At 22.5% G+C, this 21842-nt stretch carries 17 protein-coding genes; 15 read left to right on the top strand and 2 right to left on the bottom strand.

Features of this window, described 5'->3' with window-relative positions; translation table 4 throughout:
* Nucleotides 1-35: 35 nt before the first annotated feature.
* From GE118_RS00525 to GE118_RS00510, 4 genes are all read left to right on the top strand, one after another.
* Complete coding sequence (locus GE118_RS00525) at nt 36-6521, top strand: GA module-containing protein (protein WP_158763521.1); 6486 nt, start codon at nt 36-38, stop codon at nt 6519-6521.
* A 137-nt stretch (nt 6522-6658) separates the two neighbouring features.
* Complete coding sequence (gene mutM, locus GE118_RS00520; protein WP_158763520.1) at nt 6659-7513, top strand: DNA-formamidopyrimidine glycosylase; 855 nt, start codon at nt 6659-6661, stop codon at nt 7511-7513.
* Nucleotides 7506-8042: a cysteine hydrolase family protein gene (locus tag GE118_RS00515; RefSeq protein WP_158763519.1), complete on the top strand. Its 537-nt coding sequence runs from the start codon at nt 7506-7508 to the stop codon at nt 8040-8042. Before mutM ends, GE118_RS00515 begins: the two co-directional genes overlap by 8 nt.
* Nucleotides 8036-8347: a Smr/MutS family protein gene (locus tag GE118_RS00510; protein WP_158763518.1), complete on the top strand. Its 312-nt coding sequence runs from the start codon at nt 8036-8038 to the stop codon at nt 8345-8347. The genes GE118_RS00515 and GE118_RS00510 overlap by 7 nt, the downstream gene beginning before the upstream one ends.
* A 133-nt stretch (nt 8348-8480) precedes the next feature.
* Here GE118_RS00510 and GE118_RS00505 read toward each other — a convergent pair whose 3' ends face one another.
* Entirely contained in the window at nt 8481-10853 is a 2373-nt protein-coding gene (locus GE118_RS00505) for a DEAD/DEAH box helicase family protein (RefSeq protein WP_158763517.1), read from the bottom strand.
* A 2-nt stretch (nt 10854-10855) separates the two neighbouring features.
* Nucleotides 10856-11107: a hypothetical protein gene (locus tag GE118_RS00500; protein ID WP_158763516.1), complete on the bottom strand. Its 252-nt coding sequence runs from the start codon at nt 11105-11107 to the stop codon at nt 10856-10858.
* 86 nt (nt 11108-11193) lie between these two features.
* Between GE118_RS00500 and GE118_RS00495 the strand changes: the two genes are divergently transcribed.
* The 11 genes from GE118_RS00495 (at nt 11194) to GE118_RS00445 (ending at nt 21841) form a co-directional block, all read left to right on the top strand.
* A complete protein-coding gene (locus GE118_RS00495) occupies nt 11194-11943 on the top strand; it encodes an MAGa4850 family ICE element protein (protein WP_158763515.1) in 750 nt (249 codons plus the stop codon).
* 17 nt (nt 11944-11960) lie between these two features.
* The gene (locus GE118_RS00490; RefSeq protein WP_158763514.1) at nt 11961-12899 is read left to right on the top strand and encodes a hypothetical protein; all 939 of its coding nucleotides are present in this window, start codon (nt 11961-11963) and stop codon (nt 12897-12899) included.
* 2 nt (nt 12900-12901) lie between these two features.
* Nucleotides 12902-13351: a hypothetical protein gene (locus GE118_RS00485; protein WP_158763513.1), complete on the top strand. Its 450-nt coding sequence runs from the start codon at nt 12902-12904 to the stop codon at nt 13349-13351.
* Complete coding sequence (locus GE118_RS00480; RefSeq protein WP_158763512.1) at nt 13345-13824, top strand: hypothetical protein; 480 nt, start codon at nt 13345-13347, stop codon at nt 13822-13824. The genes GE118_RS00485 and GE118_RS00480 overlap by 7 nt, the downstream gene beginning before the upstream one ends.
* Complete coding sequence (locus GE118_RS00475) at nt 13808-14752, top strand: hypothetical protein (RefSeq protein WP_158763511.1); 945 nt, start codon at nt 13808-13810, stop codon at nt 14750-14752. The genes GE118_RS00480 and GE118_RS00475 overlap by 17 nt, the downstream gene beginning before the upstream one ends.
* Nucleotides 14730-18740 carry an Mbov_0399 family ICE element protein gene (locus GE118_RS00470; protein ID WP_158763510.1) on the top strand — a complete coding sequence of 1337 codons (4011 nt, stop codon included), beginning with the start codon at nt 14730-14732 and terminating at the stop codon, nt 18738-18740. The genes GE118_RS00475 and GE118_RS00470 overlap by 23 nt, the downstream gene beginning before the upstream one ends.
* 18 nt (nt 18741-18758) lie before the next feature.
* The gene (locus GE118_RS00465; protein ID WP_158763509.1) at nt 18759-19241 is read left to right on the top strand and encodes a hypothetical protein; all 483 of its coding nucleotides are present in this window, start codon (nt 18759-18761) and stop codon (nt 19239-19241) included.
* Between the two features lie 8 nt (nt 19242-19249).
* Nucleotides 19250-19600 (top strand): hypothetical protein, encoded by a 351-nt coding sequence (locus GE118_RS00460; protein ID WP_158763508.1) that lies wholly within the window; start codon nt 19250-19252, stop codon nt 19598-19600.
* Nucleotides 19587-20444 carry a hypothetical protein gene (locus GE118_RS00455; protein ID WP_158763507.1) on the top strand — a complete coding sequence of 286 codons (858 nt, stop codon included), beginning with the start codon at nt 19587-19589 and terminating at the stop codon, nt 20442-20444. Before GE118_RS00460 ends, GE118_RS00455 begins: the two co-directional genes overlap by 14 nt.
* 1 nt (nt 20445) lies before the next feature.
* Nucleotides 20446-21216 (top strand): hypothetical protein, encoded by a 771-nt coding sequence (locus GE118_RS00450; RefSeq protein ID WP_158763506.1) that lies wholly within the window; start codon nt 20446-20448, stop codon nt 21214-21216.
* A gap of 139 nt (nt 21217-21355) precedes the next feature.
* Nucleotides 21356-21841 carry a hypothetical protein gene (locus tag GE118_RS00445; protein WP_158763505.1) on the top strand — a complete coding sequence of 162 codons (486 nt, stop codon included), beginning with the start codon at nt 21356-21358 and terminating at the stop codon, nt 21839-21841.
* The last annotated feature ends 1 nt before the right edge of the window (nt 21842 follow it).

The following is a 21842-nucleotide window of genomic DNA, read 5'->3' as shown; positions in this document are numbered from 1 at the left end:
TTAACACAATACTTAAATTACAAATAAAGGAAAAAATGAAGAAAATATATAAATTTGCAGCAGCTACATCTGTTGTAGGTTTAAGCGTTCTATCAATTTCCATTTCTCGACAAAACATTGATATTAATTCAGTAGATGATGCATTTTCAGACTCTAAAACCACAAGATTAAACTTAAATGATTGAATGAAGGATGTTAATGATAATAAAAAATTTACCGAGTTAAATATACCAGGTACTCATGACTCAGGGATGTGAGCAGGAAATGGAATTGCATGAGCTTTTGGTTCCGCTTGAGCTAAAACACAGTCTAAAAGTTGAGTAGATCAGCTTAAACAAGGGATAAGATTTTTTGATATTAGGGTAAATAGATCAAGGGAATTATGAATAATTCACGGTGCAGCTTATTCATATTATGAAAATTTATCTACTGCCTTAGATGCATTTAAAAAGTTTTTAAAAGCTCATCCAAGTGAAACTGTTATTGTTCGGGTAAAAGATGAAAATTATAGTGTCAAAGGCCCTGATCGAGAATGGGGTAGATGATTTGAAAATGTAATCAATAGTTCTAAATATTCAGATGTAATGTATCAAAATACATCTAGAAGATATGATGTAAACCCTAGCTTAAAAGAGCTTAGAGGAAAAATATTTATTCTAAATCATATGCACCATCACATTTCTCAAGATTATTCTCATGGTAGACTTTATAGAACCAGCTTAGATCAACAAGATGAATATGATACTAATGAAGACACTAAAGTCAACAAAGTTATTGAACATGTAAAACGTGTTAATAATAGCGATGATAGAACTTATTCAGTTAATTTTTTCAGTAGAGCTAATGGTGAAAAACCTTGATATACTGCTGGTGGAGTTAATCGTAAAGTTTTAAAATGAATGCTGACTCAAAATAATCTTACTAAATTAGGAATTGTTCCTATGGATTACCCAGGTGATTCATTAGTTTTAAATATTGTAAAGACTAATTATTATTTATCTGATAGCCAATTATCAAGAGGTTATTTAGGAAGAATTATTGCAAATAGTGAAATTAATATTAATAACGTTGAATCTAATACAAATTTTATTGATATTAATTCAACTAATTTAGATGGTTTTTATGCAGAAGTTAAAGTAAATAATACTACTGTAGTTAGTGACTATGCATTAAGTAATTCAAATAAAACTATAAGATTAACCAATCCTTTACCAGTAAATGGTAGATTACAGGTTATTTTATACAAAAAAACTGCAGCTAATATTTATTATCCTTCAAAAAAATATAACACCATTACTAAAGATATTAATTTAGTTAATAATAATACTAGAAACAAAGTTGTAGAGATTATTAAAGCGTTATCTAATAATAGTGCTAGTTTTTTATCTAGAGTATATAGTGCTAAAACTACAGACCAAATTAATTGATTCAAACGAGAAACAATTAAAAATTATTCAAATAATACTTTTAATTCATTAAATTTCACTGATTCATTAAAAGAACAACAATTAAATCATTTATATACTTTGACAAGTGCAATTGATATTAAACAAGAATTATCTAAATTACAAGAAATTTCAACATCAAGTAGTGATTTAATTCATTTAATTAAACAAATTAGTCATAATTACGAAAATATTAATTATAAATATAGTACTAATATCCAACAAATCAAAGACAAAGTTAATCAATATAATGCTTGATTTAATAATGATAAACTTGCAATTTTACATCAAGCTAATGAAATAACTCAAGCAACTTATGACTTAAAGAGATTACTACTAGCTGTTAATGGAAATACCATTTATAGAAATAATCATGCTTTAAAATTAAATGAATTTACTAATTTATCAACTGCAATCATTAATCATTATGTTGATTTAATTTTAGATAACACAGTGACAGATAATTTTGAAAATATTGTTAATGAAGCTAAACAATTAAATAATTTGGCTTTATATGTATTTGGAGATATAACAAAATATAGTTCTACAACAACTCAAGATTATAAATATTTAAATTCTTCATCTAATTTACAAGAGATTTTTAAGCAAAATAAACGTTCTTTAGAAAACTTAGCAAGCAGAAATAAACTACAATCTAGAGATACAAATGAAATTAATCGTATTTTAGAAACTATAAAGCAAAGTTATAATAATTTAGATGGTGATACTTTATTCAATAATAAAAAGCAAGATATTTTAAGTTTGATTAATAATGACTTAATTTCAAACCAGGTTAAAACTACATTAACTCAGCAAGTTAATACTTATCATTTAGTTACTGAATTAAATGATTTTGAAAGAAGTTTCAACACATTTATTAATAAAGTACAAGAACTTAATAATTTATATGCTAGAGCTAAAAATCTTAAAACTGATAATAATTATTTAGAATCTGATTTAGATATTAAAACTAATTATAATAATGTTTTAACTAATGTTCAAAGTCATTATCAAAACGAAAAATATAATCAAAATAATAGTGATTTAGTTACAAACGATATAGCTAAATTAAATAAGATTATTAGTTCATTAAATGGAACAAATAAAATCGAACAATTAAGAACCACTTATATAAATGACCTTAAACAAAATAATCATTTAAGCACTAGAATAAAACAATTGTTTGAAGAATCATTATCTAATGCAAATCACATTAGTGATTTAAATCAAATTCATAATTTAATCAATCAATTGGATGCAAAATTTTTAGTTATACAACAAAAAATTACTGAAGTAGATACAATAAAAGCAAATCATGAATCATATAATGAAGCATCTAATGAACTTAAAGTAGAATTAGATAACAAATTAAGAGATTTATTAAGTTTAACCGAATCAAATAAACTTAATGTTAATGAACCAAATTTAATTGATCCAAAAATCCAGAATTTAAATTCCATTTTAGAACAATTTTCTTACTCTAATCAGCTAGAAATTGCAAAAAATAAATTAATTAATAAAATTAGAACTTCTAATTTATATTCAAATTCACTTATTACTAAATGAACTACTGAAATTCAAGCATTAACTACTATTACTTTGGTTAAAGATAAAGAAAATTCAATCAATCAGCTATTATTAACTGCAAGCAACTTACAAAGTTTAATAGTAGAATACGAAGAATTTATTAATTCAAGTCAAAGTTTTAAATATCTTAATTCCGATACAGCATCTCAAAATAATTTAATTCAAGCGATTAACAATGCAAAACAATATTGAGATCATTTGCTAATCAATAATGACACATTAACAAACGCAAATATTGAGAATTTAAAATCAAAATTTAATAGTCTTAATGGTGATCAAAGACTAAGTGACTTAAAAACAAGTGTCAAACTTTTAATTAATTCTAATGATAAGTTTAGTGATAGATTTAAACAATTTTATTTATCAAAAGTTCAAGAGCAGAATTTATATTCTAATTTAGTTAATGAACAATCATTGATTAATCAATTCCAAAGTACTTTACCATCAATAATAGCTAAATTAAATCAATACACTCAGTTAATTAATACTAATTCATTAAATAATGAAAAAATAAATTATCTTAATTCAAGCAAAAATGTTAAAGATAATTTTGAAGCAAAATTAAATGTTCTAAAACAAGATTTTGCAAATGATAAATTAATTCAAACTGATTTTAATCAATTAAATACTCATTTTAATGAATTAACTACTGCTTATACACAACTTAATGGATTAGATAATTTAAGAAAAATTAAGGCTCAAGCTCAAATCCAATTAAGAACATTAAATAATTTTAATTCTAGTTTAATTTCAAAAGAAATTAAACTAATCAACAATTTAAATTTTGTATCAGAAATTACTGCTAAAATCCAACAATTAAGAGCTATTAACACCAATTTAAATAGATTGATTTCAAAAAACGTTAGCTTAGCAAGAATTAAAGAAAATAATTTATATCTTAATTCATCTAATACTTCTAAGCAAGCAGTTATTAATTTAAATAATGAAATTAATAGTTATTTTAGTGATGGATTAATTAAAGATATTTCTTTAGATCAAATTAATAGTTATTTAACAAAAATAGATCAAGTATTAAATAATTTAGATGGTAGAACTTTATTAGATCAAGCAAAAAACAACTCAAAACAAACAATTGATGCAATTAATGTTTTTGATAATGAATTAAAACAACAATTTAAAAATGATATTGATCAAGCTAATTTAATAACTCAAGTTAATAGTGTTTTAACTAATGTAAATAATTTAAAATCATCAGCAAATGATTTATTAAATCTTTATTTAAATAATAAAGATTTAAATAATGTTAATTTTGTTTATGCTAATCAGGATTTTAAAATCGAATTTACTAATTTACTAGAAATGATTAGTGCATTATTTGTTAATAATCAATTAAATCAAAATAATATTCAACATTTAAATGAGTTAAATCAACAATTTTCTAACTCATTAAGATCATTAAATGGAACAATTAATTTTAATAATTTAAAAGATAATTTAAAACAAATTATTAATAGTTCTCAATTAAATGATGCAACCAAAAGCGATTTAACAAACAAACTTAATGATTTAAATTATTTAGAATTTGATCAATTTAAAGCTAATTTTGATAAATTAAACGCTTCATGAAATACTTTAATCACATCATTAAATGCTGCAAAAAGTATTAAATCAGATATTTCTTACACTGAATCAAGTGTTGATATTAAACAACAATTTGATCAAACTTTAGATACTGCTGAACATTTTTATCAAAATAATCAAATAATTAATCTAGAAAACTCTAAAAATATAATTGATAAATTAAATGATGCAATAAATTCATTAAATGGTAATACCGAATTAATCGATGCTAAAAATAATTTAATTTCTAAAATAAATAATTTTAATCAAATTACAGATGCTATTAAACAAACTATTATTAGTCAAATTAAAGGATTAACAACTATTAATAGTGTTAATGATAAAGAAATAGAAATTAATCAACTAATCCAAAATATTAATCAATTAGTTAGCTTATTAACAACTGTAGAAAATAATATTAAATTAGAAAATAACTACAATTGAATTAATTCATCAACATTTGTTAAAGAATCTTTAACAAATCAAATTGAACAAGTTAAATCACTATTTACTAATGAACAATTTAATGATGAATCTAAATTAAATCAATTAATTGATATCAAAAATAATTTACAAGCTAGTTATGATTCTCTAGATGGTTTGAACAGAATTGATACAATTAAACATAAAATATTAGATAAATTAGCTTTAATGCAATTTAATCAATTTATTAAACATACAGCTACAGAAAGTATCAATAATATTCATTTAATAACTAGATTAAATGAATATTATGAACAATTGCAAAAAGATAATCAAACTATTTTAAATATCAAAAATAATTTAAGTTCTTTTGATGAAATTAATGATATTTATTTTGATAAATTAAATCAATTAAAGTCGTTTTTAGAAGAAAGTTATGATCAAGAAAGTTCAATTAACCAAATTAATGATTTATATCAAGAGTTAAATAATTTATTAAATCAATATCAAAACGATAAATTTAATCATTTAAAAAATGAAGTCCAAAGCTTTATAAACAAAAATAATCTAAATGCTGAATATGATGCTAGATTAAGTGATATCACTAGTTTTAATGAGTTAAATGATTTTTATAACACAATTTATAAAAATCATTTAGTTAATCAAATAGAACACAATGATTTTTATCAAAGTGATAAGCAACAAATGATAAGTCATATTGAAAATGTTAATAGCATTAGCGGATATAAAGAGTTAGAGCATCAACATTTAGATCTATTTACTAAGTTTAATTCTTTAAAAACTTTATACCAAGATACAACTTCATTAAAAGATACTATTAATTATTTAGATTCAGATGATGAAGTTAAAAATTCTTTTAATAGTCACTTAAATGAAATTAAGACCAATTTCTTTGTGGATCAAATTGATCACAATATAAACTTATTAAAACAAATGCATCAAAGTTTAAATGGACAACAAAGAATTCAAAACAAAATTCAAAATATCAAATCTAAACTAGATGTTAAAAATATGTCTGAGTTTAATAAATTATTAGAAAAAAGTAATTTAAGGTTAAATGATTTAAATGATTTTGAAAATCATTTAAATAAACCAAACACAAGTACTAATGACCAACCTAAAGAACCTAAAACTATTGAACCACCTAAAGCTCCTATCGATAATAATGAAACTAATGAAAAACCAAAAAACATCAATGATAAAACAACATCTCCAACCATAACTGTAAAACCTATAGAAAAAGCAAAGAATTCTGATGATAAAACCGCTTCACCAGCTATCACTATAAAACCTATAGAAAAACCAAAACCAAAAGAAATAGAAGACAATAAACCAGAAATCATTCAACCAAAAACTAACAAAAAAACAAGCAAAATTGGTCTAATTTTTGGTGTGGTATTTGGAATTGCAGCAACTATAGCTGCTGCAGCTGTTGGTTTCTTATTTTATAGAAAAAGAAAATAGACACATTTAAAAAAGTGTCTATTTTTATTATTTAAAGCATAAAAAAAGTAATTTTTATTTAAAATGAACTTATTTAGCTTAAAAAATATTTAAGCTAAATAATAGATATAAAATTAAAAAACTATTATAATTATTGCATGCCTGAATATCCTGAAGTAACTGTTGTAACTAATGCGTTAAATAAATTAGTAGCAACAAAGAAAATAATTAAAGTAAATGTAAAAGATAGCAAATTTTTACATAATTGTTCTTTAGAAGAATTTGAGAATTTCTTAATCAATAAAACTATTACTAGTGTTAAAAATATAGGCAAATTTATCATTTTTAATTTTGATGATAATTCTAGAATGTTTTCTCATTTAAGAATGGCTGGTAAATATTATTTTTGTCATAAAAAACAATTACCAGAATATGATTTTCCACATAATTATTTATATTTTTATTTTCAAGATGACACTGTTTTAATTTATAACGATTCTAGAACATTTGGTTCTTTTGAAATTTATAATGCTAACGATACTAGAACTATTTATCAAATTAAAAATATAGCTTTATTACCTAAAGATGTTGATGTAGATCAACTATATGATAGATTACAAAGAAAAAATATTAGTATTAAAGCGGCTTTATTAGATCAAAGTTTAGTTTTAGGAATTGGTAATATTTATGTTGATGAAACTCTACATTTTGAAAAAGTTTATCCAATGACTAAGTGTAATAAAATCTCCAAAGAGAAATTAGCTCAAATATTACAAACAGCTCAAAGAATAATGGATGAAAGTATTAAACTTGGTGGAAGCACTGTCAATAGTTATAAGTCTGTTAATGGAATTGATGGTAAATATCAATTAAAACTAAAAGCATACGGTAGAGCGGGTTTAAAATGTTTATCTTGTCATAGATACAATATAATTAAAGTTAAATTGGACTTTAAATCAAATGGAAGAGGTACTAGTTATTGTCCAAACTGTCAAAAGGAAGAAGATGAATAAAAAGCTAACAATTATTATTGATATGGTTAATGGATTTGCTAAAGAAGGTAATTTATTTAGTCAAAATATCAAAAACATAATACCTACAGTAGTAGAAGTAGCAAAAGCTAGCAATAATATCATTTTGTTTCAAGATGCTCACGATCAAAATGATATTGAATTTAGCATTTATCCAAGTCATTGCATCAAAGGTAGCAAAGAATCTCGAATAATAGATGAATTATTACCTTTTGTAACAAAAAATAATCTTTTTGCTAAAAATACAACCAATGCTTTTTGAGATATAGATAGTAATTTATTATTAAATTATGACTCTATAGAAATTGTAGGTTGCTGTACTGATATTTGTGTATTACAATTTGTTTTGACATTAAAAACTTTTTTAACTAAACATAAACAATTAACAAAGCTAATTGTTTATGAAAATGCTGTAGCTACTTTTGATGCAGAAAATCATAATGCTGACCAATATCATAATAATGCTTTAAATTTAATGAAAAATGCAGGAATTGAGATATTAAAATGATAGAAGTTGATTTACATGGTTTAACTTCAGAACAAGCTATGATTGAAGTTATGGAATATATTTATGATTTTAAAAATCATAAATATGAAAGTATATTGTTTATAACAGGAAAAGGTACTGGAATTTTAAAAGTTAGTTTAGAACAATTATTAGAAAAAAATAACATTAGTTTCCAAGTGGTTAATAAAGGTGGAGCTTATTTAATCCAAGATTTAGCTAATTCTTATACATATAATAACGAATATGATGATGAAGAAGAATTTGATGATTATGAAGATTTGGATGAACTATTTGATCAGTATAAATAAAATAATAAAATCTTTCCAAGTAAAATTAAAAAGCAATAAAAATCAATATTTATTGATAAATAATTAACTTTTGTCAAAAATTACATTGTAATTAGACTAAAGAAAAATTCACTCAAAGGAGTGAATTTTTTAATTATTCTTGATCAAAAGCTTCAAAAATATCGTTAAGGTCAACAAAGTCATTGTTTGCTAATTCTTTTGCTAATTGTTTGTTTTGGGAAGTGCCTTTACACTTAATGTTATTACTGTTATCAAGTCAACAAAGTAATAGAGATATTGGGTTATTATCTTTAAAACTACTTGACTGATATTTTTTGTAACTGTTAATTATGTTATTTGTTTTCGTGCAGTCAATGTCATTACTACTTTTCATTTCCACATATAAAGTATCAAATTTTTGAGTTGATTTATTGTGATATCTTAAAACAAAATCAGGGAATGATCTTCTTAATATATTTTCGTTGTCTAAGTATTCAAACCAAATTCCATCACTTGTTGGGTTTTTTGAAATTATTTTTATTCTCTTGATTCTATTTTTTGGATTAAGTTGCACGATTTTATTAAGAAAAGTTTCTTCCGGTGTAGAGTCTAAGTATATTTTATAGTTATTTTTACCATCTAAAGCTTTATAAGCGTATTTTTGTTCTAGGTCTTTAGAAAGTTTTGAATAAAATTTGCTTTTATTATTCATTACATAAACTGGTAATTGTTTTTTAATTTCCGATATACAAAATATTTCATTATTAATTTCACCTTGAAATGCTTTAACTTTATTTTCGTAAATAACTTTTAAACAGTCGCAGAAGTATTTATAAATAATGAATTTTGTGATTAAATCCAATTTTCTTTCCAATCCTAAGAAGTTATAAATTTTAGATATTAAAGAATCATTTATAAACTTTTGTTTTCTTTTGAATTCTTTATCTAAATAAAGTTTTATGCCTATAATGTCATAAATATATTCTTGGATGATTATTGAGCTATTATTGGTTATTTTAAAACTACCTATTAAATATTTAAATTCTTCATTTTTGAAAACAAAGTAATTATCAAAATTAGATTTATTTTCAAACTTTTTAATAGGTTTCTTAGCTTTTAAAACAGCTTCTGAAACTTGTTGATTTTCTTTTTGATGACTTAGTAATTTATCAAGTTCTTCATAGTATTCTTTTTGAGCTTTATCTAGATCTATTTTTTCAGCTTTAATATATCCATATTGGAATGAGTCATCTTTATATTCGTCTTTTAAACATCATTTATCTTTTTTATCTTCATTTTTTACATTTGAATAAACTCAATAATCAAAAGCTATAGAATCAGGATTTTGAATTGCAATGTTAGGGTTTCTTTTTATTCTACCTAGTGTTTGAATAGAAAGATTTTTACTTGAAACACTTCTTAATTGAACTAACATACAGGCTCTTGGGATGTTTCAACCGATTGAAGGTCCGATTTTAAATATTATTACATCTATATCAGAGTTTTTTTGAGAAACATTTACCAAGTCTAATTGAACGCCTTTTAGATTCGTTTCATTATTTTTGTTTTTATCACCGAAGTAAACGAGATATGTTAACCCGTTCCTTTCAATGGTTTTTTTGATTTCGTTTAATTTCTTTTGAAATTCTTTCGATTTTTCATCATTTATTTTACTATCATTATCAATTTGGATTAGCATTGCAGGGTTTATTCCTACAAGTCCTGGTTCAGCAATAGTGTCAATATATTGTTGTTTGATTTCTTTGAATTTACGACAGGCTGCATTTAATAAATCATCATCACTTATCTTGTCTTTTTCATTAAGTTCATCATTATCATAAATCAAATCTTTTTTATTTGTTTTTAATAATTTTTCTACATCAGAATATAAATCAACTTCTTTTATTATTACAGGATTTTCAGTTTCTAAAGTCTCTAAAGTTGCAGACATTTTTATGACAAAATCTGCAGATTCTTGCACCATTTTTTCAAAGTTTTTTTCTTTATCTTTTAATCCTTCTGCTTTATCACCTATATGTGCTTCATCTCTAATATATATTAGTTTATATCTGGAATTCTTTACTTGCTGTAAAAACTTTGTCAATACACCATATTCTGTATATATTCTTCCTGTACCAAATGAAGATTTACCAAAAATAATAACATCGTTTTGCTCGAAGTTAATATCGTAAACTTGGTCAATTTTATTATTATTGATTGCTTTCTTCGAAGGGGCTTCGATGTGTGAGATTTTTATATTAGAATTAAATAATGATCTTCTATAGTTTATTAAACTATTTTTGAATTGTAATGGTAAGTCAGCAGAAGAAATAGTAGCAATAACAAAAATTAACTTCTCATTTCTTGAAATGCTATTAGTTATCATTTGATCAATAAAATTGGCAATCATAAATGTTTTACCACTACCTGTCGGTGCTATAAAGTGTGTTTGTTTATATCCTTCGTGATATTTAGAGATTAGTTTATTAACAGCGTCTGACTGTACTTTGGTTAATTGCATTTTCATATTTATAACTTAACCTTAAGTGGATTTAATTTGTATAAAATCTCTTCTTTATCAGGAATAGTTTTTAAACCGAAATCTTTAAACATTTTTGAAACTTTTTCAATAATTATTTGAATTTGTTTGTCTTGATCATTAACACTTGCAGGAGATATATCTTTATAATTTATTTCAAAGACATCTAAGTTAGAATTGAAAGGTTCATTTGTTGTTGCTCATTTTATAGATTCGCCCTTTGAACCTTTACCATGATTCACTCTAAATAATCTTGAGTGTGTAAAATTGGAGTCACCTGGACAAAAACTTCCTATATGGAAGTTTTTTTATTTCAAGAAAGGGTGATATGAGTTATATTAAACAATTTATTGAAACTAATAATCAGCTTAGTGATTTAAATGATAGACAACTTAAAGCTGTCAAACAACAAAAGCTCTTTATAGAAAAATACAATGCTAAAACTTATAACAAGATTGATATTGAATTTATCAACAAGTTATCAAAAAGAAAATTTATATTACCAAAATATGTAAAAGAAATCATTGGTTCAAAACAATCATTTTATGAATTTTTAGTAATAGCTAACTATTTTAAAGCAAATAAGAAATTTATTAACTTATCTTTGATCAAACGTTATATTCCTAAAACAACTTTTTATCGTGCTTTAGATTTTTTTAAAAAACATAATCTAGTTTTAATTAATGATAAAAAGCAAATTAAGTTTAATTTCGATTATCAAAAATCTTGCTATATCAAAATCAAAACTAAAAATGATTGAATGGTTTTCTTTTTATATGGTTTAACAGTTTTATGAACTAAAAAGATGACTTCTTTAGCAAAGAAATTTGCAAGTAATAAAAAAGAAGTTTTATTACAAAATAAGTTTTTAGGATTAAAAAAATCTACAGCATTTTCTCATTTAAAAAAGTTAGCATCATTTGAACTACTAAGTTATAAGCAAAAATATATGATTAAGCGTATTTATAACAAAATCATCCCTACTTTAGAAATGCAAAAACTTGCAAATAAGGTCTTTGGAAACAATATAAAAATATCTAACTATCAATATTCCACAGTTAGGTATTTAATTAATTAATTTAGAAAGGAAAAATAATGTTCAAAAAACTCTCAAAAATTAAAATTGATATTTTTAGTTTATTAATCACTATTATTTCAATTTTAACACTTGTTTTATTTAGTTTGATTACTGATATTAAGCAAAATATCCCTTTATTTAGTTTATTAATTTCAACTACTTTGATTTTAGTGTTTTATTCATTATTTAATGTATTTAAAAGCATTCATTTAGCAAAATCAAGACAAAAACTAAACAAAATGTTTAAAGAAACAACTAGTTTATACACTAAAACTAATGAACAACATGAACAAATTCTTGCAAAATTCTTAAATTCTCAAATTGAATTAAATTCTTTAATTGACAAAATCACTAAAGCAGATGATGCAATTGAAAAAGAAAAAACTAAAGCAAAAGAATTAAGTGATAAAAAACCTGAAGAAGCAAAAGTTGCTTATGAAAAAATCAATAGCTTAAATATTGATAAACAAAGATTCTTAAAATATAAAGAATTTTATTTAGAACAAAAAACAATTAAAGAAAAATATGAACTTCAATTAGAAGAAATCAATCAAAAACTTAAAAAAATCAATGAAAATGAATTAGTTAAAACTAATTTAAATACTATTAGCTCTTATAAATTTGTAGATGTTCATAAACGTACTATTGAATGAAAAACATTGTTAAACTCTCAAAACAAAATTCTTTTAAATTACAAAAATGAACTTGATCAAACACAAAATAAACTTATTAAAACAGCTAAAGAATTAATTGAACGTGCTAAAAAACTTGATTTATCTAAAGTTCAAGATAAATCTCAAACTATTAAAGACATCATTAAATCTTTAGAAACCAAAATTGAAGCAGAAGACTTTGTAAATTTAAACATTGAAATTCAAGAAACTTTACCACAAATTGAAGCAATTGAAAAAAAGCTTAAAAAAGCTAAAGAAGAACAAAATAACTCAAAAGGATAAATATGACTACAAATATAGCAAGATTTAACCAAAATTTAACTAAATTTTTAGATAAATTACCTAAAAATTATTCAAAACAAAATCTTTTTAATCTCATTAGTTCATTTAAATCAAATGATATTTATTATGATGATAAATTAGCTTTAGCATACTATGAATTAGTAAATCAAGAAATTGATTTAACAAACTGTGAAGATGAATATTTTGCTAGTTTTAATGTATTTAACTTAGAAAATAAGCAATATATTACTTTACTTAAAAGTTTATTAACAACAATTACTCAAATTAAAACTAAAAATCAATCATTTAATTTATTAAGTAGAAATTTATTTAATCAATTAACTTGAACAGAGATTAAAAAAGACATCTTAAAAGATTTAATTAATGAATGCATCAATGATAAAGATTATGTCTTATATTTAAGAAATTTAACAAAGGAGAAATTATGCTAATTTATTTTATTCCAGCTGTTGTTTTAAGTGCTTTATTCTTAATTTACTACTTATTAAGTATCAAAATTCCTAAGCTTTCTAGATGAAATTATCATATTTTATCGTTCATTTTAATTGCTATATTAACATTTACAAATCTTTATGTATCTACATTAACTTTTGAAAAAGTTAATAAAACTTTATTAACTACTTTTAGATTTACATTATTAGGTTTTAGTATTTTATATGCAACTTGAACATTAAATAGAATGCTTATTGGAATTATTTATTCATTAAGCTTCAAAAAAGCATTTAAAAAACAAGAAGAAAGCAAATTAACTCACTTAATTTTTAAAAGTAAATCAAATATTAACTTTTTAAGCAACGAAGCTAAAATTAAAATTTTAGATTACTTAAATGAAAAATATTCATCTAAAAAACAATTCATTACTTATGAATTAAACCCTAAATTCATCAATGACTTTGATAAATAAAATCTATTTATTAACATCAATTCCTGTTTTATTTTTAAGTTCTAGTTCTTGTGTAGTAATACAAAAGAACGCAAATGAACCTAATTCACCTCCAGCAATTGATGTTAAAGAAGAAGACTTATCGCAAGTAAATGGATTTGATGGATATTTTAATTATTTTTTAACTACTAACAAAATTGATAGTAATTTCAATCAAAACTTTAGAGATTTTACTAATCGATTTAATGTGTTTAAACAACATCCTTTTTGAACTAGAAAAGGATACACCAAAGAAGACTTTTATAATAAAACTCAAAATAAAACACCTAATGGTGAAGAAATTGAAGAAGAGTTTGAAAAAGAATCTCCTGAATCTGAAATTGATTCACCAGCAAGATTGATGAATGATGCAATGAATTTTGAGTTTAACAAAATCAATTATTACTTTTATAAAGCTGTTAGCTTTGAAGATTATTCAGCATTAATTAATTTTAGAAGCTATGTAATTATCAAGCAACAACTAGAATTTTTAAATGCTTATGTTAAATATCAAAGAGATAAAAGTGCTGTTAATTATTTAAATCTTTATGATAAATACTTAGATTTTATCAATATTAATAACTTAAAACTTGTTTATGATGATGAATTTAAAAAGAATTTAAATGTCTTTTTTGATGGTGATATTAATAACTTTAATCATCAAAAAGCTTTAGCTTTAGCAAGTAATGTAATGACTAAAATCATTCAAGATAACAATGATATCTTTTTAGAGAAAGAACAATATGAACCAAATAAAGATTTAATTACTTTAATTAATAACAAAATTCAATCAAGCTTAAATATCAAAGAATATAAGTATTTAAAAAATGTTGTAGAACCTACAACATACACTAATTTAATTCAATTTTTCAAAGAAAAGGAGCAAAATGACAAAGAAAAACCTAATTAAAACTTTACTTTTATCACCAGCAATCATTGCTCCTGTTTCATTAATTTCAGCTACAACTACAAACAATGAAGAAGATAATTCAATAATTAATTCTCAAGATGTTATTAATTACTTAAAAACTAATTTAAATACTCTTGAAATTACACCAATCAATGAACATAAATTTAATGTTTTAACTATTTTTGAAAATACTAACCTAACTAAAACTAAGATTAATGATTCAAAAACTAAAATCAAACTTAATTTTAGTCATTTATTTAGAAAGAATTTAGATCAAATTAATATCACACTATCAAAATATTTTAATTCTAAAGTTAAACAAATTGAATATTACTATATGAATTTGACTAATGAAAGAACTTTTGAATTTAAGATTTATTACAAACAAAAAGGTCAAAATGAAACAATCATTGAAGGTAATAATATTTTTCAGCCACAAATTTTAAATTCAAATATTCAATCGCAAGCATTAGCAATTTATGAAAAAACTAATGTTTTAAATTTTGATCCTAAAACTTTAACCCCTGAAGAGAAACAAATTTTAATTTTAGATATGAAATCTAGGTTATTAAAGCAACTAGATTCAGAGTTTGTTGAAGTTAAAAGTCAAGAAGATAATATCGTAGAGTTTAAATTTGATAGACCTTTTGTATTTGATTATTATTCACCTTTAGAAACAGAGCACGTAATTATTAATGGGAACGAAATTCAAGCAAGAAACTATCATTTTAGCTTTAATTTAAATACTATTTTAGGTTCAAATCCATTTGAAGCATCAGATATTGAATTAGAAGTTAAAAAATACAATAAATATGGAGTTGAAATAGCTTCATTTATTGAAAAATGAACTATTGATTCAACAATTGCAAACAGTACATATAAATTTTTCAATTGAGATCCTGAAAATCAATATGATCAATTTCAACTTATTCATCCTAATTTAACTAATATTAATCGTGAAGATATTTTAGTGGATGGAAAACCTGTTCCTAATGAAAAATATGATCCATTTATTAATCCTAAAACAGGATTTAAAACTAATTTAGTATGAATTGATTTACCTAGAGAATTTAATTGATATCAACATTATCAAAATAACTTATCAGGTTTTAGGGACATTAGTAATAAAGTTGATTTATCAAACAATGTTTTGAGCGATTATTATCAAACTAAAAATGTACCTTTTGGTATTCAAAGTAAATTTTTAACTAAAACTTTATTTAAAAATACTAAATATCAACAAGATTTGCCCCAAGGTTTAATTGCTGATTCTATAGTATCTTCAGGAGCTATTTCATTCATAATTCCTGATGATATTGATTTAGTATTTATATATAAATTAAATCCTAATAGTAATGAATTAGGTTTTGTACCTTGAGATGCTACTAAGGAAGTAGAAGTAATTAGAAATACACAATTAAACATTAATCGTTCTTTTGATAAATATTACTTTTCTAAAGAAGGGGAATATTTAATAGCAACATCTAAACTAAGTGGAGAAAGTAATTTAACTTTATTAAGCATTAATGAGTCATCAATTAATAATGATGACTTTACTGAAAAGTTTAAAAAACCTTATTTCTCAAAACTTTGAGAAAGTAAAGTTGGAGTTTGATTTAAAAAATATTTACTTAAGCAAAAAGGTCTATCAAACGAAAAAATACTTCAATTAAAGTATTTTGATGTATTAAATTACTACAAAGAATTTGTAGAATTTGTTGAGCAACCTTTTGGTGGTAAAACAGTCTTTTTAAGTCCTGGTTCTAGTTTAGATTCAAATGGTTTTGATGAAGTTGGTGGGTATGTTAGATTACCCAAAATTCCTAATAGAATCAAGAAATTAACCCATTATCAATTCTTAGAACAAAAATTAATCGTTCCAACTAATTTAAATTTAAAAAACTTAATAGACCAATATGTTAATAAAATTAATGAATTTCAACAATTAGTTTTAAATGATGCTACTAAAACAGAAAAACGATTTTTGAAAAATCAATTAAGAATATTAAAAAGTCAAATTGATAATTTAACTTATCAACAATTACTTCTAGATCCTAGTTTAGCTAACTCATATAATGCTAACTTTATGGTTAATGTTTTTGAAAATAATACTAGCTTAAACATTGAAACCATTATTGCTAAACCATTATTATTAGGTGAAAATGATGATTATACTAGATATAGATATTCAGTAAGTTTTCAACCTATTAACCCTTCATTTAGCTTAAAAGAAAATGTTTTAGAGTTTGAATTATGATTTGTTAATCCATTTTTTGACCAAACTCAACCAAATACCCTTGCAGATACTATTAAAAATGATAATAATGCTTTAATTCAAAATTATTTATCACTTAATTCATCAAAAATTGATGAATTAACTAAATTTACTACCTTTGAAACATTTACTAATTCAATTATTAAATCAAAGTTTGATAATACATTTTTTAATGAAATGTCTAAACAAGAATTTGATCAACACGATTTTAATCTTAGATTTAATTATGATCGTAAGGCTAAATCAATTGAATTACAAATTGATTTTAGATTAAAAGGTACCATTGAATTTAACACAATTAAATACCCATTAAAACTATGAGCTAATAATAAATTATTTAGTTATTTAACTAATAATTTAATTAATATATCTAGCTATAGACAATTAGATTTAGATCAAATGCAAGAGCAAGTTTTAAAAGATATTGCTAATAGCTTTTCAAACCCTGATATTCTTTTGGCTAAAGATTATAAGATTGTTGAATTTTTAGAATTAAAAAATAATTTAAAAAACTTAATTCAAAAAGCAAGACCTTTTAATTTAACTCTTAATGCTTTAGAACCTTGAAAAAATGAGACTGCAACATTTAGAGTTATAGATGATAGTGAATATAGTTCTACAGTATTTGATTTATCACAAATAGAACCAATTGTATTTGAAATTAATGAAAAATTACCATTAGCTGAATTATTAGACAATTTAAAAAATACTATTATTCAAGCATTAACCAATCAAGAAAACATTAAATATATTTCTATTTATGATTTTGATATTCAAAACCTAATTTTATATTTAAAAATTGCTTTATTTGGTAAAAGACCTGAAAATAATACTTTTGAATTTGAATTAAAATCAACTAAAACTAACTATTCAAATAGTTTAAAAATCAAAATTATTAATAATTTACAAAATGATGTAGAAGTTGATATTAATGATGTCTTTTCATTTGAGCAAATTGATTTAGATGCAAATGATTTAAACCAATTATTTAAACAATTATTTACCTTTTTAAAAGATCCAATTAATGTTTTAAATTACCAAGTAAATAATGACTTTACAATCTTTGAAATTCAAAATTTACTATATTATTTTGATTTAGATTTTATTAGACCTTCAAAAACAAAATACATTACTTCTTTAGATAAAGCAACTATTATCTCTCAAATTAGAAAAAATCTAATTAATCAAGCAACAGAAGAGCAAATTAATGATGTGATTAAAGCTTTTGAAAAATATAACAACTATGATTATTACTCACAAGAAACTAAACAAGCTATTTTAGATGAAATTAATAATTTAATTTATTTAATTTTAGAAAATCAATCATTAGATTTTGAACAAGAAAAAACAAGTATTTATAAGCTTTTTAATGGCGATAAACAAGCTAAATATACTTTGTTTGGACAAAAATTTAATCCTAATTCAAAACCTATTGAATTAATTAATAATTCTAAAGTTTCATTAACTTTAACTGATTTAGCAAAACAAATCGATAAACAAAAAGAACAAAAAATTAAAAATAGCATCGACAATGTTTCAAATCAAGCTTCAAAAATAGAAGAAAAAGAAAAAGAAACTATTACAAAAAATAAAGAAATTGAACGTAAAAGAAAAATTCTTTATACCATAGCAATCACTATCTCTTCATTATTTGGTGTTTCAGTAATTGGAATAATTATTTACCTTAAAAGAAAAAATAAACTTAAAAAATAATACAAAGGAGTACAAACCTTGACCAAAGAGCAATCTTATATTTACTTATTAATTCAATCAATTAATAATAAAAAATCAACTAATGATTTAGTTGGAGACATTATTAAACATTATGAAATTATAAACCCTGTATTAGCAAGCAAATTACTTGCTTTATCATATAAAAATTTAAATATCAAAAAGAAAGATATTAATAATAAATATTACTTAGTCTTAAAAGACAATGATTATGATTTTGTAGATACTAAACCTACTAAATTATTCTTTCTAAAACCTCCAATTGAACCTGATAAGGTGATTTTAGAACAAGAATTTGATTTAAATAAAGTTAAAAAAGATTATAACTATTGAATTTTAACTCATAAAACTTTAAAAGAAATTGAACCTGAAGCATTAGACAATATTAACTATGTTTCATTATTTGGTGAAAATACCACTTTAAAACCTTTACAAAGACTTAAAAAAACAAAAAAATATTACAAAATTCTTTCAAATATCTAGGAGCTATTATGATTAACTTATATCACTTAATAAACTATTACATTCAAAAACAAAAAACAGAACTACAATTAACAATGAAATTTAAGGTGTATATACTTGAACTTATTGATTTAGATATTGAAAAATACCAAGAAATTATTAATGAATTAGATGTAAAAATTGATTCTTTAAAAGAAGAAATTAATAAATTAAAGAATTTAAGATTTAAATTAGAAATTTTAGTTAATAATGAAGTTAATAATCAACCAATTGATGTAAAAGCTCGAGAGTTATTATTAACAGATCAAGCTAAATTCATTAAAGAAGTTAATGACTTAAAAGCTAAAATTTTTGATTATGAATTAAATGGAAAAATTTAATTTTCAAAAGTTTATTAATAATAAAAATAGTTTTAATTATCCTAAAGATTATTTAAAACAAAATCAATATCTTAAACCAGTTATTTTACAACTAAACATTACAGATGATGAATTAGAAAAGTATTCTTCAAACTTTTGAGCAATGATTAAAAATATTCAAGATCAAAAAACAATTTGAACTAAAGAGTGTTTAAGAGATTCAAACAATAAATTAACCTTTAAACAAAAATTAAAAGATACTACTGAAGCAAAAATGTATGCAATTAGTACTTTTATTCAATATTTAGACCCATTAATTTTAGAAAGTAATAAATTCTTACAAGATAAGTATTTAACCAATGATTTAAATGCTAATAGCTTAAATAAATTAAATTCTTTAGATAAATATATTATTAAAAACCTAAATGAAGCTAAAACAATTAAAAAATTCACTTTAAATATTAATGACAATGATATTAGAAATAGTTTTTTATTGTATTTAACTAAAGAATTAGCTTACAGAATGCAAAATGTAGCTTATATTGATTTAGTTTATTTAGAAAATCAATTAAAAACAACTACTTTTTCAAAAGAAAACTTTTTAAAAAATGAGCAATGAGTTAAGAATTTAGTGAATGTGAAATATTTAATACTTGATAATTTAGGTACTAAGAATCTAAATGAGTGATTTATTCAAATTTTAGTCAAAATTATTGATAAAAGATTGATTAACAAAAAACCAATTATTATTGGAGTTAATAATTCTAATAATTTATTAGAGCTGTGTTTAAAAACTAACAATAAATTTTTAAAAGAGAAATTTATTGTTTTATTAAACAAAATTCAACCTAACATAACCATTTAATATGACTAAAAACATTAAAAAGCTTATAGTTTTTCTTGAATCACTAAAAGATAATGAGTTAATTATCAATTGTGATGATTGAAAAGAAGTTGAATTAAAAATTAAAGAATTATTAACTAAAAATGGATTTGTTGAAACTTCATTTGATATATTAAAATCACAATCTCAAAATAATATTGCTAAAAAAATCAAGCGAATTAAACAATTAACAACTAATAAGAATAATATTTTTCCTATTAAAAATATTTTCTTTAAAGAATTAAAACTAAATTTTATTTATATTCCTTTTGGGATACAAGAATTTCCTGATTTTATCTTATTTATAGATGACATTATTTTTCCATTAGAAATTAAAACTTCAAATCATTCAAATACCCCTTCATTTAATACTAATTTACCTAAAAGCAATAGTATTTATATTTTTAAAACTAAAAAGAATATTACTTATTTCTTTGGAGAAAATATTTTATCAAACAGAAATAGAGTTTTATTAAATAAGTACTTAAATATTATTCAAGAATCTCAAAAATTAATGAGTTTAATTGAACAATTAAAAACAAATAATGATCAAGAGAATTTATTTGGACTAAAACCTTATGCTAGAATTTTCTTTAAGCCTTCTTTAGAATTTTCAACATTAGATAACTTCACTATTTTTGATACTAAAATAACAAAAACATTAGAAAACAACACAAAGAATACTATTTTAAACATTGAACAAGTATTTAAGATTGGATATCCTAAGTACTTTAATAACATTCAAAATGATTAATTTACTAGTTCAAATAATATGAAAACGTTTTCATATTATTTGAAAATAAGTTATAATAAACATAACAAATTAAGATTTGTTTTTATTTTATTTTTATATGAAAACAATTCCTTATTTAAAACTAAAAAAGGAGATATTAATGTCTAAACAAAATTATTCAATGAAACAAAGATTAGAAATTTTAATTAATGATTTTTGAGAAAACACAGATGATATCGATGCAATCAATGAGACATTAGAGATTGCTAAAAACCAAGAACAATTTAACAAGTTCTTTTTAACTCATTACATTACTCCTGATATTTTCCACGGACATCATAATGCTAATGATGAGCTATTTAAATACGATGCTCAAAACAATTTAATTAAACTAGAAAAGCAATCACAAGTTGATTTAATTACCAAATATTATGACACTTATGGTTTTAAAGTTCCACAAAAGACAATTACATACTATGAAAAAACATCTTCTCCTAGTGGAAATATTAAAAATCAATTTTATTATGATCCCAAAGTCGTAGAGATGCTTTGTTGTAAATATTTAGCATTAGCTTTTATTAACGATTATTCAAAAGATCTTTATAAAGAACTTAAACAAAAACAACAACAATTAAAAGGAAAATAAA

Source organism: Mycoplasma sp. NEAQ87857 (assembly GCF_009792315.1).
Taxonomy (GTDB): Bacteria; Bacillota_I; Bacilli_A; order Mycoplasmatales; family Metamycoplasmataceae; genus Mycoplasmopsis.
Note: the sequence above shows the minus strand (reverse complement) of the source record. Positions and strands in the feature narration are given on the sequence as shown.